11 protein-coding genes are annotated in these 15,659 nt (G+C 64.4%); 4 read left to right on the top strand and 7 right to left on the bottom strand.

Translation table 11 applies throughout. The features are described from left to right. Positions 1 to 233: 233 nt before the first annotated feature. A complete protein-coding gene (locus HV711_RS01465; protein ID WP_028360725.1) occupies positions 234 to 536 on the top strand; it encodes a DUF4148 domain-containing protein in 303 nt (100 codons plus the stop codon). Positions 537 to 774: 238 nt separating this feature from the next. On the opposite strand, the gene HV711_RS01460 is transcribed toward HV711_RS01465, so the two are convergent. The 5 genes from HV711_RS01460 to HV711_RS01440 all read right to left on the bottom strand — a co-directional run bounded on the left by HV711_RS01460 (position 775) and on the right by HV711_RS01440 (position 10,009). Next, entirely contained in the window at positions 775 to 1,848 is a 1,074-nt protein-coding gene (locus tag HV711_RS01460) for a purine-nucleoside phosphorylase (protein ID WP_028360724.1), read from the bottom strand. Between the two features lie 155 nt (positions 1,849 to 2,003). Beyond that, positions 2,004 to 2,909: a cation diffusion facilitator family transporter gene (locus HV711_RS01455; protein WP_035480229.1), complete on the bottom strand. Its 906-nt coding sequence runs from the start codon at positions 2,907 to 2,909 to the stop codon at positions 2,004 to 2,006. A 159-nt stretch (positions 2,910 to 3,068) separates the two neighbouring features. Then, positions 3,069 to 7,922: an NAD-glutamate dehydrogenase gene (locus tag HV711_RS01450; protein ID WP_035480340.1), complete on the bottom strand. Its 4,854-nt coding sequence runs from the start codon at positions 7,920 to 7,922 to the stop codon at positions 3,069 to 3,071. Positions 7,923 to 8,141: 219 nt separating this feature from the next. Then, entirely contained in the window at positions 8,142 to 8,978 is an 837-nt protein-coding gene (locus HV711_RS01445) for an alpha/beta fold hydrolase (RefSeq protein WP_035480228.1), read from the bottom strand. Next, positions 8,975 to 10,009, bottom strand: coding sequence for a M14 family zinc carboxypeptidase (locus tag HV711_RS01440; protein ID WP_013590657.1), 1,035 nt, complete (start codon positions 10,007 to 10,009; stop codon positions 8,975 to 8,977). The genes HV711_RS01445 and HV711_RS01440 overlap by 4 nt, the downstream gene beginning before the upstream one ends. 300 nt (positions 10,010 to 10,309) lie before the next feature. On the opposite strand from HV711_RS01440, the gene HV711_RS01435 reads away from it, so the two are divergent. From HV711_RS01435 to gabD, 3 genes are all read left to right on the top strand, one after another. After that, on the top strand, positions 10,310 to 11,146 hold the full coding sequence (locus tag HV711_RS01435; RefSeq protein WP_028360721.1) for an EamA family transporter: 837 nt from the start codon (positions 10,310 to 10,312) through the stop codon (positions 11,144 to 11,146). Positions 11,147 to 11,301: 155 nt separating this feature from the next. After that, on the top strand, positions 11,302 to 12,591 hold the full coding sequence (locus tag HV711_RS01430; protein WP_035480227.1) for a 4-aminobutyrate--2-oxoglutarate transaminase: 1,290 nt from the start codon (positions 11,302 to 11,304) through the stop codon (positions 12,589 to 12,591). An 11-nt stretch (positions 12,592 to 12,602) separates the two neighbouring features. After that, positions 12,603 to 14,063 carry an NADP-dependent succinate-semialdehyde dehydrogenase gene (gabD, locus tag HV711_RS01425; RefSeq protein ID WP_013590660.1) on the top strand — a complete coding sequence of 487 codons (1,461 nt, stop codon included), beginning with the start codon at positions 12,603 to 12,605 and terminating at the stop codon, positions 14,061 to 14,063. Between the two features lie 78 nt (positions 14,064 to 14,141). Here the strand turns inward: gabD and HV711_RS01420 are convergent, their stop codons facing one another. Continuing rightward, positions 14,142 to 14,465, bottom strand: a complete 324-nt coding sequence (locus HV711_RS01420; RefSeq protein WP_013590661.1) for a DUF4148 domain-containing protein — start codon at positions 14,463 to 14,465, stop codon at positions 14,142 to 14,144. 111 nt (positions 14,466 to 14,576) lie between these two features. Next, positions 14,577 to 15,596, bottom strand: a complete 1,020-nt coding sequence (locus HV711_RS01415) for a GlxA family transcriptional regulator (RefSeq protein WP_175144961.1) — start codon at positions 15,594 to 15,596, stop codon at positions 14,577 to 14,579. Positions 15,597 to 15,659: the final 63 nt, after the last annotated feature.

Raw genomic sequence — 15,659 nt, 5'->3', positions numbered from 1 at the left:
GGACCCGTGAGTTAACCCAGTTGAAGTGCAAATAGTGAAACAGTGAATTCCAACCGCGGCGCCAATGCCGCGGTTGTTCTTTGTGCCTGTGTTTATCAGGCTCTCCGGGCGATTGTTCTGGAATTGCGACAATTCATTTCGCGAAACCGCAATTTATCGGCGCGCCCTCGAAGTCTACATTTCACCCTGTCGCAGCACCGCTCGTGCTGCAAACGAATCGACAGGAGTGAATCATGAAACGCAATCTTCTCGCAGGTCTCGCTCTCTCGCTGCTCGCGAGCGCACCGGTATTCGCACAAAGCAATGGCATCGGCCACGCCGGCAGTTATCAGACCCAACCTGCCGCGACGGCGAGTGGAAAAACGCGCGCGGAAGTGCAGGCCGAACTGGTCGCCGCCTATCGTGACGGTTCGCTGCCCTCTCTTAATCGCACGACGTACCCGAACAAAGGCCTCATCGGACAGACGCAGGCTGCACGCATCGCGCTGCAAGAGGGTGCGAACGGCGAAGTGACGCGCGTCGCCAACGGGCAATAACCTTGCGTTCGCGATAAACGCGCCGCTTCGGTTAGGGTTCCGTAGCAAATTACAAGCGGAACCTTGCGCGCGGCGGACATAACAGACCCATCGGAAAAGGAGTACATCATGACACCATCGGAACTCGACCACTGGGATACAGACGCCGCCGTCTGGACACCGTATCGCGCACCGCAACGCTAATGCGCGGTGCACTTGCAACAAGGGCCGCGTGTAGCGGCCCTTTGCAATGCGTTTTTTAGCGTTTGGGAACGCCTTCGCGCCAGTCGCTCCAATGCGTGACAATGTCCTGCACGAGCGGATTGCCCGAGCGATACAGGTTCTCCAGCGCAATCGTAAAGCCGCCTTGCGCGGCGTAATTCAACAGATTGTCGGCGCTCGTCTGACCGTCATAAGGGCGGTCGAAATCCGAGCCCGCGCGCAAGACGGCCACGCGGTTCAGATCCACCTTGTGAACGGAAGCCGCGCGCTTGAGTGCTTCATAGGTGGCGTTGTCTTCCTGCTGCGTCGTGCAATAAACGCCCTTGCCGTCGGTCAGGATCTTTGTCCAGTCGCGCGCGCGTTGCCCGAGCAGCGTGCCCGACCACCACGTGTCGCCGGCGAGCGTATCGCATTGAATGACAGTGGGCGGCCGGTTGGCCGGCGCGTACGAATATTTGGCGCGCGCGGCCTGCGCCTGCGCATTGTCGGACAGCACCACGTTGCGCGATAACGCGAATGCGGTATCGGCAAGCTGCGTATTCAGCTGGAATACTTCAGTCCGGTAATCGAGCGGCGGCTTTTCCGTGGGGCTTTTCGTGTTGATCCCGAGGTAGCCGGTGTTCCAGCCGGCCGGAATTTCGCGCCCGTCGATCTCCCATTGAATGCCGAAATCGACGAGATACTTCGCCCACGCCGCCGAACCGACCGTGCCCTGCTGCGGGTCGATGCCGGCAATGCCCGCCACCATGAAGTAGGTATGCCGCAAATCGAAACGCGGCGAGAACGTCAAGGCCATGATGGACGCCGCGGCATTGCTGTGCCCCATGCCGGTCGTCATCACGCACACGTCCTGGCGGTTGCAATGCACCGCGGGGTAATCGGGCGACAGGCCGTCCACTGGAATATCGCGCCACGGCCCGAGCTTATCGAGCCAGACCTGGCCCTCGGGACCGAACATCGAGATGATCATGACCTTGACGGGCCGCCCGCGGGAAGCACCGTCGTCGTGCGAGAACCCGTCGCTGTCGTCCGCGCTGGCAGGTCCGGAAGTAAAGGCTGCGCATGCCGCGAGTGCAATAACGGAAAGCGCGCCGAATGTGCGAGTCAGCATCGTAATCTTCCTTTTGCTTGTCATGCAGTTGGGGAGAGAGCCGCTTCAAGCCGGAAGAAGTATAGATGCGACGAAATTATTGTCCACCAGACGACGCGTGAACGCCGCCACGCGCGCGAAGCGCCGCGCGAGCGGCATCCACCGGAAAAAGACCGTCAGACGCGCGGCACGTCCGGTTCGAAAAACACCCAGCGCACCTGCGGAAACGCGGCCTGCAAATCCGCCTCGATGATATTGATCGCGGCGACCATCGCGCGGCCGCTTGCGTAGTCGATCATTTCGGCCTGCACCGCCACCACCACATGACGTCCCCATTGCAGCGTAATCATATTGATGACGCTGCGAATTTCGCTGCGGGCGCGCAAATGCGCTTCAATGGCGCGGCGCACCTCGGGGCTGGCCGATTCGCCGACGATCATCGACTTCACCTCGCGCGCCACCAGCCACGCAATCACCATGAGCAGCAACCCGACCGCGATCGAGCCCAACGCGTCATAGACAGGATTGCCGGTCACGAGCGTCAGCAGCACGGCTGTGAAGGCCATGGCGAGCCCCATCAGGGCCGCAATGTCTTCGCCGGCCACCACCAGCAGTTCGGACTCGCGCGTTTCCCTGAACCAGCGCCACATGCTTTTGTCCGGATGCACGCGGCGGATTTCCTTCACCGCCCCCCACAGCGAAAGCGATTCGAGCACCACCGAAACGCCGAGCACGACAAGCGCGACATATGCATATTGCAACGGCTCGCGCGCGATCAACCGATGCACGCCTTCGTAGACAGAAAACGCGCCGCCCACGAAAAACAGCAGCAACGCCACCAGCAGCGAATAGAAGTTGATCTCGCGGCCGCCGCCCATCGGATGCAACGGGCTTGCCGGCCGGCGCGCCTGACGCAGACCGAATAGCAGCAGCAATTGATTGCCGCAGTCGGCGGTGGAGTGGATGGCTTCGGCAAACATCGAGCCGGAGCCGGTGAACGAAGCGGCGGCAAACTTGCAGACGGCAATGCCGAGGTTGGCGGCGAGCGCATAAATAATGGCTTTCGGCGATTCTTCTTTCATCGTCGTGGAGGGCGTGAGTCGATTTGCAAAAGGCTTTCAACGGCCGGGAATCCGCATTATGGCCATGCTTCGCAGCACGGTTCAACAGCGGCGCGCGGCGAGCATGCGCCGCGCGCCCGGACTGCGTGTATTTCTCTTACGCTCTGCCCCACGCAACGCTCATGCCCTCTCCAGCGCGGCCATCTCGCGCACGATCACCAACAGCATCGACAGACTCGCGCCGCCGGTGGCACGCAGGTCTGCGAGGAGCCGCGCATAGCGCTCGATTTGTGCGGCCCGCTTGTCGCGCCATGCCTGCACCAGCGCATCCGGCGTGGCCGCGTCGTCGGCGCCGGCAAGCGCGCTCATTGTCAGCGCGCGTTTGAGGCGCGCGAGTTCGGCCAGCGCGGACGCCCGCGCCAGCATGTCCCAGTGCGACGGCGCCGGCAGCGCGGCCGCGCGTTCGCTGATCCAGTGGTAATTGAGCAGCGTGCCGAGCGCGAAATAGACGCCCGCCACCAGTTCGAGCTTGCGCTCGCAGGTCGACGCGACTTCAGCAATGTCGAGGAGCGCTGCCGAAATCTCGCCGCTCGCTATGCGCACCGCCAGGTCGCTGTCGACGCCCGCGTCCACCAGCACGCGCTGGCGCTCGGAGAGCGCTTCCAGATCCGCGGCCGGCAATAGCGCCGGCCATTGCGGCGCGAGCCGCACCGCGGCGTCGCGGCAACGCGCGAGCAGACCCGTCACGTCGTCGCTCTTCACCGCCGGTGAAGAGAGATGCCGCAGGAACCACAGCGCCGAACGTTCGACGAGCCGCGCGACTTCGACGAACATGCGCGCCTGCACATCGTCGGCGACGCGGTTGTCGAGCGCGTCGATGCTGCGCCACACGTCGTCCAGATCGAACACGTCGCGTGCCATGATGCACGCGCGCACGATGTCGCCGGGCCGCGCGTCGGTTTCCTCCATCAGCCGATGCACGAACTCGCAGCCGACGCGGTTCACCAGTGCATTGGTCAGATGCGTGGCGAGGATTTCGCGGCGCAGCGGATGGCGCTGCATCGGCTCGCTGAAGCGCTGGCGCAACGGCTTCGGAAAATAGTCGATCAGCATCTCGCTGACGAGCGGATCTTCGGGCACCGACGAATCGAGCAGCGCGTCGTACAGCCACATCTTGCTGTACGCGAGCAGCACCGCGCGCTCCGGCGTGGTGAGCCCCTGTTTCGCGGCCTGGCGCTCGGCCACTTCGTCGTCGGTCGGCAAGAATTCGATCGTGCGATTCAGGCGCCCAGCACGTTCCAGATAGCGCATGAGGCGCGCTTCGGCGTCGAGCAAGTCGACGCCATAACGGCCCGCAATGGAGAGCGCCTGCGTCTGGTAATAGTTGTCCTGCAGCACGAGCAGGCCGACTTCATCGGTCATTTCGGCGAGAAGCGCATTGCGCTGCTTGTCGGTCATCTCGCCGTCGGCCACGACGAGGCCGAGCAGAATCTTGATGTTGACCTCATGATCCGAGCAGTCCACACCCGCCGAGTTGTCGATTGCATCGGTATTGATGCGGCCGCCGCGCTGCGCGAACTCGATGCGGCCCAGTTGCGTGAGCCCGAGATTGCCGCCTTCAGCGACGACCTTGCAGCGCAGGTCCGCACCGTTCACGCGGATCGCGTCGTTCGCGCGGTCGCCCACTTGCAGATGCGTTTCGCGCGTCGCCTTCACATAGGTGCCGATGCCGCCGTTGTAGAGCAGATCGACGGGCGCCTGCAGAATTGCGCGCATCAGTTCGGCGGGCGAGAGCGTCGCCGCGCTGATGCCGAGCACCGACTGCACCGAAGGCGACAGCGGTATGGTTTTCGCCGTGCGCGGAAACACCCCGCCGCCGGCTGAAATCAGCGAAGGATCATAGTCGGCCCAGCTCGAGCGGTCGAGGAGAAAGAGCCGTCCGCGCTCGGCAAGACTGGTTGCCGGGTCGGGATTCGGGTCGAGAAAGATATGCCGATGATCGAACGCGGCCACGAGGCGGATATGCGGCGAGAGCAGCATGCCGTTGCCGAACACGTCGCCGGACATGTCGCCGATGCCGACCACGGTGAAGTCCATGGTCTGCGTATCGACGCCCATTTCGCGGAAGTGCCGCTTCACCGACTCCCACGCCCCGCGCGCGGTGATCGCCATTTTCTTGTGGTCGTAACCGACCGAGCCGCCGGACGCGAAGGCGTCATCGAGCCAGAAACCGTATTCCTGCGAGATCGCATTCGCGTAGTCGGAGAAGGTGGCCGTGCCCTTGTCGGCGGCGACGACCAGATACGGGTCGTCGGGATCGTGGCGCACCACGTCGCGCGGCGGCACGACGGTCGTGCCCGCCAGGTTGTCGGTCAGATCGAGCAGGCCGCGCAGGAAGGTCTGATAGCACGCAATGCCTTCGCGCATCCACGCATCGCGTTCGCTTGGCGGCGGTGGGTTCTTCACGACGAAGCCGCCCTTCGAGCCGACCGGCACGATCACGACGTTCTTCACCATTTGCGCCTTCATGAGGCCGAGCACTTCGGTGCGGAAATCCTCGCGACGGTCCGACCAGCGCAAACCGCCGCGCGCCACGCGTCCGCCGCGCAAATGCACGCCTTCCACGCGCGGCGAATAGACCCATATCTCGAACATCGGCTTGGGCTCGGGCAATCCGGGCACCTGCGCGGGATTGAACTTGAACGACAGGTACGGTTTGGGCTTGCCTTGGGCGTCGAACAGATAGTAGTTGGTGCGCTGCGTCGCCTTGATGACGCCGAGAAACTGCCGCAGTATGCGGTCCTCGTCGAGATTCGGCACCTGATCGAGCGCGCTGTCTATGGTCTTCTGCAAGCTGTCGACGCGCGTTTCGCGCGTGCCGGCAAGCGTCGGATCGAAACGCGCGATAAACAGCTGCACCAGCATGCGCGCAATCGCCGGATTGCCGGTCACCGCGCGCTCGATGTACGCGTCGCTGAAAGTCGAGCCCACCTGCCGCAGATACTTCGCATACGCGCGCAATATCGTCACCTCGCGCGCACTGAGTTGCGCGCGCAGCACGAGGCGGTTGAAGTCGTCGCTTTCTATCGCGCCGGTCCACACCTGGGCGAACGCGTCTTCGAAAAGATCCTTCACGCGCTCGATGTCGAACTCGGCGTCGTCGGCCAGTTCAAGGCCGAAGTCGTGAATCCATGCGGGCGTCGCGCCCACTGCCTCGATCAGATAGGGCCGCTCTTCATCCACCCGCACGCCGAGGTGTTCGAGCATCGGCAAACTGCGCGAGAGCGCAATCGGCATACCCGCGCGATACACCTTGAAGCGGAATGCGCGCGGCCCGGCTTCGATGGGACGGTACAGGTTCATCGCGAGCCGCTCGCTGCCCTGCACGCGCTCGATCAGTTCGATGTCGCGCACCGCCGTGCGTGCGGCATAGTCGTCGCGATAGCCGGCCGGAAACGAATCCGCATAGTGTTGCAGCAGGCGGTTGCCCTGCTCCTCGCCGAACGCGTCGAGCAGCGCATCGGCGAGATCGTCCTGCCAGCGGCGCGCCACCTGCACGAGGCGCGCTTCCAGTTCGCGCGTGTCGACGTGGGGCATGCCGCCCGGCTTCGCATGGACAACGAAATGAATGCGCGCGAGCGTCGACTCGGACAGCAGCGGCGTGAATTCGACGCTTTCCCCGTTGAACGCATCGGCGAGCAGGTTCGCAATACGCTGGCGCAGATCGGTGTTGTACTTGTCGCGCGGCACGAACACAAGGCACGACACGAAGCGGTCAAACCGGTCACGCCGCACGAAGAGCCGCGTGCGCTGATGTTCCTGCAAACGCAGCACGCCGAGCGCGATATCGTAGAGCTGGTTTTCGTCGGCCTGGAAAAGCTCGTCGCGCGGATAGGTTTCGAGCACCGTGACGAGCGATTTCGCAAGATGACCTTTCGGCAAGAATCCCGCTCTTCTCACGATATTGGCGCATTTGCGCCGAACGATAGGGATCTCGGCAGCGGACACGAAATACGCGGTGGACGTGTAGAGCCCGATGAAGCGCCGCTCGCCGATCACCTTGCCGTCGGCGCCCGTCAGCTTGATGCCGACGTAATCCAGATAGCCCGGCCGGTGCACGGTCGCGCGCGAGTTGGCCTTGGTCAGGAAGATCGGCGACGCGCTGGAGATGATTTCGGCCGCTGCGGGCGGCAACATCGTCACCTCGGCAGTCGCCGCGCCGGCCGTCAGCGGGCGCAGCTCGTCGCGCATGATGCCGAGCCCCGAGCCCGGCACCGCGCGCAAGCCGTAGCCCGTGCCCTGCTGCACCAGTTCATAGTCGCGCTGGCCGAGAAAGGTGAAGTGATCGGCCACCATCCATTCGAGGAACGCACGCGCTTCCATGGCATCCGGCCCGCTCTCGCCCGCTTTCATGCCTTTGATCGTGACGCGCGCGAGTTCCACGAGCTTCGGCCAATCTTCCACCGCGGCGCGCACGTCGTGCAGCACTCGCGCAATGTCGTCGCGCAGCGCGTCGAGCTTTGCCGCGTCGCCGCAACGGTCCACTTCGAAGTGGATGAACGAGGCCAGTTGGGAACGCGTGTCGGCGGCTTCTTCGGCGCCCTGCGTCACGCGCACGATGTCGCCGTCGGGACCGCGCCAGATGCGAAACACCGGATGCACGACCGAATGCAGCGCGAGCCCCTGGCGGTTCACCGCCATCGAGACGGAATCGACCAGAAACGGCATGTCGTCGTTGACGATTTCGATGACCGTGTGGTCCGAATGCCAGCCGTGCTGTTCGAGAATCGGGTTATAGACGCGCAGCCTTTCCTTGCCCGGCACGAAGCGCTGCGCGGTTTGCCAGTGCGCCAGCGCGGCGCCGTAGAGATCGGGGATGGAGCGGCTTTGCAGGTCGTCGGCGTCGACGAAATCGTAGTAGTGCCGCAAAAAAGGCTCGACGACGTGAAACGCCGGCTCGGGCAAGCGCGCTCGTGCAAGCTCGACGACATCGTTCAGCAAGTGCGTGACGGCTTCTTCGTTCTTGGCTTGCATGATGAACTCCCCCGGCTGGCGGCAATGGCGAGTATCGCCCGGATCGGATGCATCGTCTGAAGAAGGATTATGCACCTGCATGGCGCCATGCGACGGACGCCGCGAGTTAGGTTATACCCGCTGCCCGCGCGCTTGCTGCAAGTGCGCAATCAGGCCCCGCCGTAACCACGTAACCACGTAACCATGTAATCACGTAACCGCGCAATCACGCCGTTGCGCCTAACGCATGGCCCAGGCCTCGGCCGTTTGCTGCGCGAGCCATGCGCGCACCTGCTCGGCCACCCACGCTGGATCGTCGTGCGGCAGGTCGTGCCCGGCCCATGGGTGCTCGCGATGCGGCGCGCCCCACGCCGCGGCCAGTTTCGAGGTGCACACCGGATTGACGAGCCGGTCGCCGCGCGACGAAAGCAGCAGCAGCGGACAAGCCGGTTTGGCCGCGCCCGCGCGAAAGCGCGCCGCCGCCAACAGTTGCCGCAGCGCATTGCCGCGGCTCACTGGCGCGCTACGGCGAATCATGCTCCACGATTCGAGATCCGCTGCGAGCGTGCCGGTCTCATTGCACGTCAACCGATGAATGTCGCGCTCCGCGCACAGCGGGTCGTTCCAATGCCGGGCGACCGCCAAAAGACTCGGCCATGCCGCCGGCCGCAGCCGCTCGTGCGCGCGGCTGAACGGACGCATGCTGGTGTTAATGAGGACGAGCCGCGCGACTTCGCCGGGATGTTGTTGCGCCCACGCGGTCGCGACCATGGCACCGAGCGACATCGCGAGTAGGTTGATGGGGCCGGCCGTGCCTGCGCCGGTTGCACTTGCGCCGCCCGCACCTACGCCGGTCGCACCTACGCCGGCCGCACCGCCCCGCGCAGCAGCCAGGCGCACGAACTCGACCATCGCGGCGACGCGCGCGGGCGCGCGCAAATGCGCGAACGCGCCGTTTCCCGGCAGATCGAGCAACATGAGACGGGAGGCGCCCGTGGCTTCGCGCAATGCGTCGGGCAACGCGGACCAATGACGCGTCTCGCGTGTCAGCCCGCGCAGCAGAATCCATGTGCTCATGAAATCTTCGGCCTGTACCAGTGATCGATCGCGCTTTGCAGCACTTGCTCGCGGCGATTGCCTTGCGGCAGCCAGCGCTGCGACGAAAACGCCGCCCGCGCGAGGAAATCGAGCAGATTCGCGTGACGCCGCAACACGCGCGCCGTGCGGTGCGCCTTCACCGGATTGAAGAAACCCTGGCGCGAGAAAAGCTGGCGCGGGTTTTTCTTGATCCACAGCCACGAGCCGAGTTCGAGCGTCATCGGTAAAAAAACGTGGGCGGCGGGCGCGCGGTCATAGGCGAAGTCCCACAGATCGCCGTGCAGCAGGTATTGATGACTTTGCGGCTCGAACGTATACCCATGATGCGGATGCGAGTGCTCGAACATCGTTTTGAGCACATACATTTCCGGCAGATGCGGCATCAGCTTGCGCGTGCGTGCATACGGAAACCAGATGCTGTCGCTCCAGCCGTAGCCCGAATGGCAATCGAGCGCAATGCTCAACGGCCGCGCAGCCAGTTCCGTTTCGACCACCTGCAGCAGCGCGGCGGCCTCGGCTTCCATCGGCGAGCCGCGGCGCCCGCGATACCACGGCAACCACGCGCCGACGCGCTGGCCGCCGGCGAGCAGCGGCACGCGCTCGTCGGCGTTTTGCGGCGCATTGCGCATCAGGTCGACGCCGTTCGGATTGGCGCGCGTGGCCGCCCACATTCCGCCCGGATTGACGATCGGCATGAAGACGAGGCGAATCGACTGCAACTGACGGACGAGCAGTTCGTCCCATTCGAGCCGCGCGAGCAGCGCGCGCATGTAATCGAGCACGAGTTGCGAGCCGATTCGCTCGAGCCCATGAATGCCGCCGAAAAAACCGATGGCGGGCGCCTGCGGATCCGTCGAGCCGATGCTCGCGGTATGCACGCCGAAGCGCCGGCCGCGCACCGTCGTCTCGCAAACGGTGCGGATCGCAAAGCTCGCGCTGCCGTGATCGAGGATCGCCTTAAGATCTTCGTACTCCGCAAAGCTGTCGGGAAGGAAGCTCAAAGGCTGCATGAGGGCATCGCGAATAGTGCGGGATGTCGGGGACGGCACGGCGAATGACGCAATATAGCCTGGCTGCAAGTCACCCGGCATGACGGCTGCACGCAGGCAAAACGTTGTCATACGGACATCATGCGCGGGTCATACCGGCGTCATTCGGGCGTCATCGTGCGCGCCACAAATTTCCGCTTTTCGCCTCACAAAGCCCCTTTGCTTTGATCGCCCACTCCTCGATTCGCGCGTTCTGCTGGAATAATCACGGGCTTGCGGCCGGCTGTCCGGCCAGCCAACCTTCGCCTGCTGCCCGCCTTCATGGAAACCCTTGTCGTCTTGCTGGTCCTGCTGTCGGCGCTGCTGCATGCCACCTGGAACGCGTCGTTGCATCTGTCAGAAGACCGTGTCTGGCTGCTCGGCATGATGGCGATTCCCTACATCGCCGTGAGCAGCGTCGCTGTGCTCGTGCTGCCGATGCCCGCGCCCGCCGCGTGGCCCTACATCTTCGCCTCGGTGGTGCTGGAGTTCGGCTATCTGCTCGCGCTGATCCGGGCGTACCGGAGCGGCGACTTCGGGCAGATCTATCCGATTGCGCGCGGTCTCTCGCCCATGCTGGTGTTCGTCGGCGCGTTGGTGTTCGCTCACGAATCGCTAAAGCCGCTCGCGGCGCTCGGCGTCGCGCTGGTGTCGACGGGCATCGTCTCGCTGGCGTTCCGGCGCGGCATGCGCTTCTCGGGCGAGAGCGTCCCGTTCGCGCTGCTGACGGGTTTTTTCATCGCGACGTATTCGGTGGTCGACGGAATCGGCGCGCGCGCCGCGGGCAACGGCCTCAGCTACATCATGTGGGTCTATCTGATCTGGAACGTGCCGCAGTTTCTGCTCGCGTGGCATTGGCGCGGGGGCGCGAAGGGGCTTTTCATCGGGCGCGCAGTGGTGACGAAGGGGATTGCGTCCGGCGCGCTCGCGCTCTTCGCCTATTGTCTGATCATCGAAGCCTACCGTTATCTGCCTATCGCGATGGTCTCCGCGCTGCGCGAATTGAGCTCGATCTTCGCGGTGCTGATCGGCTGGCTGTTCATGCACGAGAAATTGACCGTGCGGCGTGTCGTGGCATGCGCGCTTGTCACGCTGGGCGCGGTGTTGATCCGCCTCTGAGGCAGGCACCCGGCGCTTTGCCGGCGCCATCGCCCGCCTAAATGGCTCCTATATTTTTATAGAAATGGCTCTGAAGCTCAGAGCCAAATCTCACTATAGTCGCTGCATGTGCCGCGCCTTGGGCGCGGCGTCCGCCGACAGCGAGGAGCCACGCAATGAACCTGAAGAACGCAGACCTGAAGAGCCGCAAAGACGCAGCCACGCCGCGCGGCGTCGGCGTCATGTGCGATTTTTACGCCGAGCGCGCCGAAAACGCCGAGCTCTGGGATGTGGAGGGCCGCCGCTTCATCGACTTCGCGGCGGGCATTGCGGTGTGCAACACGGGGCATCGTCATCCGAAGATCGTGGCGGCGCTGCGCGACCAGCTCGATCATTTCACGCACACTGCATATCAGATCGTGCCGTACGCGTCCTATGTGGAACTGGCGGAAAAGCTCAATCAGCGCGCGCCAGGCGATCATCCGAAGAAAACGGCTTTCTTCACCACTGGCGCCGAGGCCGTGGAAAACGCAATCAAGATCGCGCGCGCCGCGACCGGCCGTCCCGGCGTAATCGCCTTCACGGGCGGCTTTCACGGCCGCACGCTGATGGGCATGGCGCTGACCGGCAAGGTCGCGCCGTACAAGCTGGGCTTTGGGCCGTTCCCGTCGGACGTGTTCCATGCGCCGTTCCCGAATCCGCTGCATGGCGTCAGTACGGCAGATTCGCTCAAGGCAATTGAATTCCTGTTCAAGGCCGACATCGATCCGAAGCGTGTGGCCGCCATCATTTTCGAGCCGGTTCAGGGCGAAGGCGGTTTCTATCCGGCGCCGGTCGAGTTCGTGCGCGCGCTGCGCAAGCTGTGCAACGAGCACGGCATTCTGCTGATCGCGGACGAAGTGCAAACCGGCTTCGCGCGCACCGGCAAGCTGTTCGCCATGCATCACCACGACGTGGTGCCCGACCTGATGACGGTCGCGAAGAGCCTCGCGGGCGGCATGCCGCTGTCGGGCGTGATCGGCCGCGCTGAGGTGATGGATGCGGCGGCGCCCGGCGGACTCGGCGGCACGTACGCCGGCAATCCGCTCGCGCTCGCCGCGGCGCATGCGGTGCTCGACATCATCGACGAAGAGAAGCTTTGCGAGCGCGCCGTCGTGCTCGGCGAGCGCGTGAAGACCAAACTGATCGCGCTGCAAAAAGACGCGCCGCAGATCGCCGACGTGCGCGGCCCCGGCGCCATGATGGCGGTCGAGTTCTGCAAGCCGGGCAGCACGGAACCGGACGCGGACTTCACGAAGCGCGTGCAGGCGCGCGCGCTCGAACGCGGGCTGCTGCTGCTCGTGTGCGGCGTGTATTCGAACGTGGTCCGCTTCCTGTTCCCATTGACGATTCAGGACACCGTTTTCGACGAGGCGCTCGCCATTCTCGAAGACGTGATCAAGGACAGCGTCGCTGTCGCAGCCTGAGGAAACGATTCATGACCACGCTGACTCTAAAAGACCCGGCTCTATTGAAGACCGCCGCCTACATCGCAGGCGAATGGCAAGGTGCCGACGACGCCGCGACCTTCGAAGTCGTGAATCCCGCGACCGGCGAAGTCATCGCCACGGTGCCGCGCATGGGCACGGCGGAAACGCGCCGCGCCATCGCCGCGGCGAACGCCGCCTGGCCGGCATGGCGCGCCATCACGGCAAAGCAACGTGCGGTGATTCTGCGCAAGTGGCACGACCTGATGCTCGAGCACGCCGACGACCTCGCGCTCATTCTCACCACCGAACAAGGCAAGCCGCTTGCCGAGGCCAAGGGCGAGATCCAGTACGCCGCGTCCTTCCTCGAATGGTTCGCCGAAGAAGGCAAGCGCGTGAGCGGCGACACGATTCCGACGCCCGCCGCCGACAAGCGCATTGTCGTGACGAAGGAGCCGGTCGGCGTGTGCGCGGCCATCACACCGTGGAATTTCCCCGCCGCGATGATCACCCGCAAAGTCGGCCCGGCGCTCGCGGCCGGCTGTCCGATCATCGTCAAGCCGGCTGAAGCCACGCCGCTCTCGGCGCTCGCGCTCGCCGTGCTGGCCGAACGCGCCGGCGTGCCGCGCGGTGTTTTCAACGTGGTGACGGGCGAGCCGAAGGCGATCGGCGCGGAAATGACCGGCAATCCGATCGTGCGCAAGCTGTCATTCACGGGCTCGACGCCGGTTGGCCGTCTGCTGATGGCGCAGTGCGCGCCGACCGTCAAGAAAGTGTCGCTGGAACTGGGCGGCAACGCGCCCTTCATCGTGTTCGACGACGCCGATCTCGACGCTGCCGTGGCCGGCGCAATTGCGTCGAAGTATCGCAACAGCGGCCAGACCTGCGTGTGCACCAACCGCTTCTACGTGCACGACAAGGTCTACGACGCGTTTGCCGACAAGCTGCGCGCCGCCGTCGAACAATTGAAGGTGGGCCGCGGCACCGAGGCCGGCGTGACGCAAGGTCCGCTCATCAACGAAGCCGCCGTGCTCAAGGTCGAATCGCATATCGCAGACGCGCTCGCGAAAGGCGCGCGCGTCGTCACGGGCGGCAAGCGTCACGCGCTCGGTCACGGCTTTTTCGAGCCGACCGTGCTCGCCGACGTCACGCCCGACATGAAGGTGGCGCGCGACGAAACCTTCGGCCCGCTCGCGCCGCTGTTCCGTTTCTCGTCGGACGAGGAAGTGATCCGGCTCGCGAACGATACGGAGTTCGGTCTGGCGTCGTACTTCTATAGCCGCGACATCGCGCGCGTGTGGCGCGTCGCGGAAGCGCTGGAATACGGCATGGTGGGCATCAACACCGGCCTGATCTCCAACGAAGTCGCGCCGTTCGGCGGCGTCAAGCAGTCGGGCCTTGGGCGCGAAGGCTCGCACTACGGCATCGACGACTACGTCGTCATCAAGTACATGTGCATGGGCGGCCTCTGAATGCACAAACGGCACGCCTTGGCGTGCCGTTTTTTTTCGTCTCGCGCGGCAATCCTGCCCGCGCGGCGATCAGCTCAATTAATGGCCGACATACACGGGAGCCGAATACGAACTCGCGGTCACCTGAGCGCGGCTGCCGGCTTGCGACGAACCGCTGGTGGCCGGGCCATAGCCGCTCGTTTGAGCCGTGCCGTTCTGCGCGGCGACGCGGGCTTCGGCGGCCTGAATGTTGGCCGGGTAATCGTAGTCGTTCGACGTGCCCGGGTTGTAGCCGGCCTTTTCCAGCTGAATCAGCTCCGCGCGAACCTGAGCGCGCGTGACCGGCTGGTTCGACTGCGCGAAAGCGGCGAGCGGTGCGGAAATGAGCGCGGCGATAACAGCGGCTTCGATCAGCGATTTCATGCTAACGACCTCCAGAGATTGTTTTGTCAGGCGCTGAAGGCGGTGTGTCTTCAGCAGATGGACACAGTCTAGGAGGCCGGGAACCTAGGGTAAACCCCCAAACCAATGAATTCACTGTTGCTGCGCCTGCGATAATTCGCCAGCACCCGCCTTGATTACCGCTTTGGGCGGCACCAAACCGCCGCTCACCCGCCGGTCGCTTCTCGGGCTCGCGCCAAAGCGCGCGCGATATGTCCGCGAAAAATGCGACGGCGACTCGAATCCGCACGCCACGCAGATCGACGTGATCGACATATCGGTCTGTTGCAGCAGCTCGCGCGCGCGGGTGAGCCGCAATTGCAGGTAGAAATGCGTGGGTGTGTCTTTCAGCGACGCGCAGAAGAGCCGTTCCAGCTGCCGCCGCGTCACGCCGATTTCCTGCGCGAGCCGGTCGGGCGCAAGCGGCTCCTCCATGTGCTGCTCCATCACGCCGATCACCTGAATCAGCTTGCGATTGTGCACGCCGTAGCGTGCGGCGATTTCCATCCGCTGATGGTCGGAACGCTGGCGGATGCGGCTCACCACGAACTGCTCGGAAACCGCCGATGCGAGCGCGGCGCCGTGCTCGCGGCCGATCAGGTCGAGCATCATGTCGATCGACGCCGTGCCGCCCGCACACGTGATGCGCCGCGTGCCGATCTCGAACAATTCCTGGCTCGCATCCAGCGACGGATAACGCTCGCGAAATGCCGACAGCGCCTCCCAATGCACCGTCACGTTGTCCGCGCCGCCGAAGAGCCCGGCTTCCGCGAGCACGAAGCTGCCCGTGTCGATGCCGCCGAGCGTCGCGCGCGCCCGCGCGAGGCGCTTGAGCCGCTCGCCGAGTTCGCGCGTGTAGCAGGCGAGCGGCTCGAAGCCCGCCACGACGAAGAGCGTCGCCGCTTCACCCGCTTCTTCGAGGTCGCCGATCGCTGCGTCGGCGTTGATCGAAATGCCGTTGCTGGCCGCGACGGGCGCGCCGTCCAGACTCAGAATGCGCCATTGGTACAACTCGCCGCGAAAGCGGTTCGCCACGCGCAGCGGCTCCACGGCCGACATGAAGCCGATCGCCGAAAAGCCCGGCAGCAGCAGGAACGAAATTTCTTCAGGCATGAGGCGAAAATCCGGTGAAAAGCGGCGTGAGCCACGGGCGAACGCGCGGTTCCGGGCGAGCGT

It is taken from the genome of Paraburkholderia phenoliruptrix (assembly GCF_902859825.1).
Taxonomy (GTDB): Bacteria; Pseudomonadota; Gammaproteobacteria; order Burkholderiales; family Burkholderiaceae; genus Paraburkholderia; species Paraburkholderia phenoliruptrix.
Note: the sequence above shows the minus strand (reverse complement) of the source record. Positions and strands in the feature narration are given on the sequence as shown.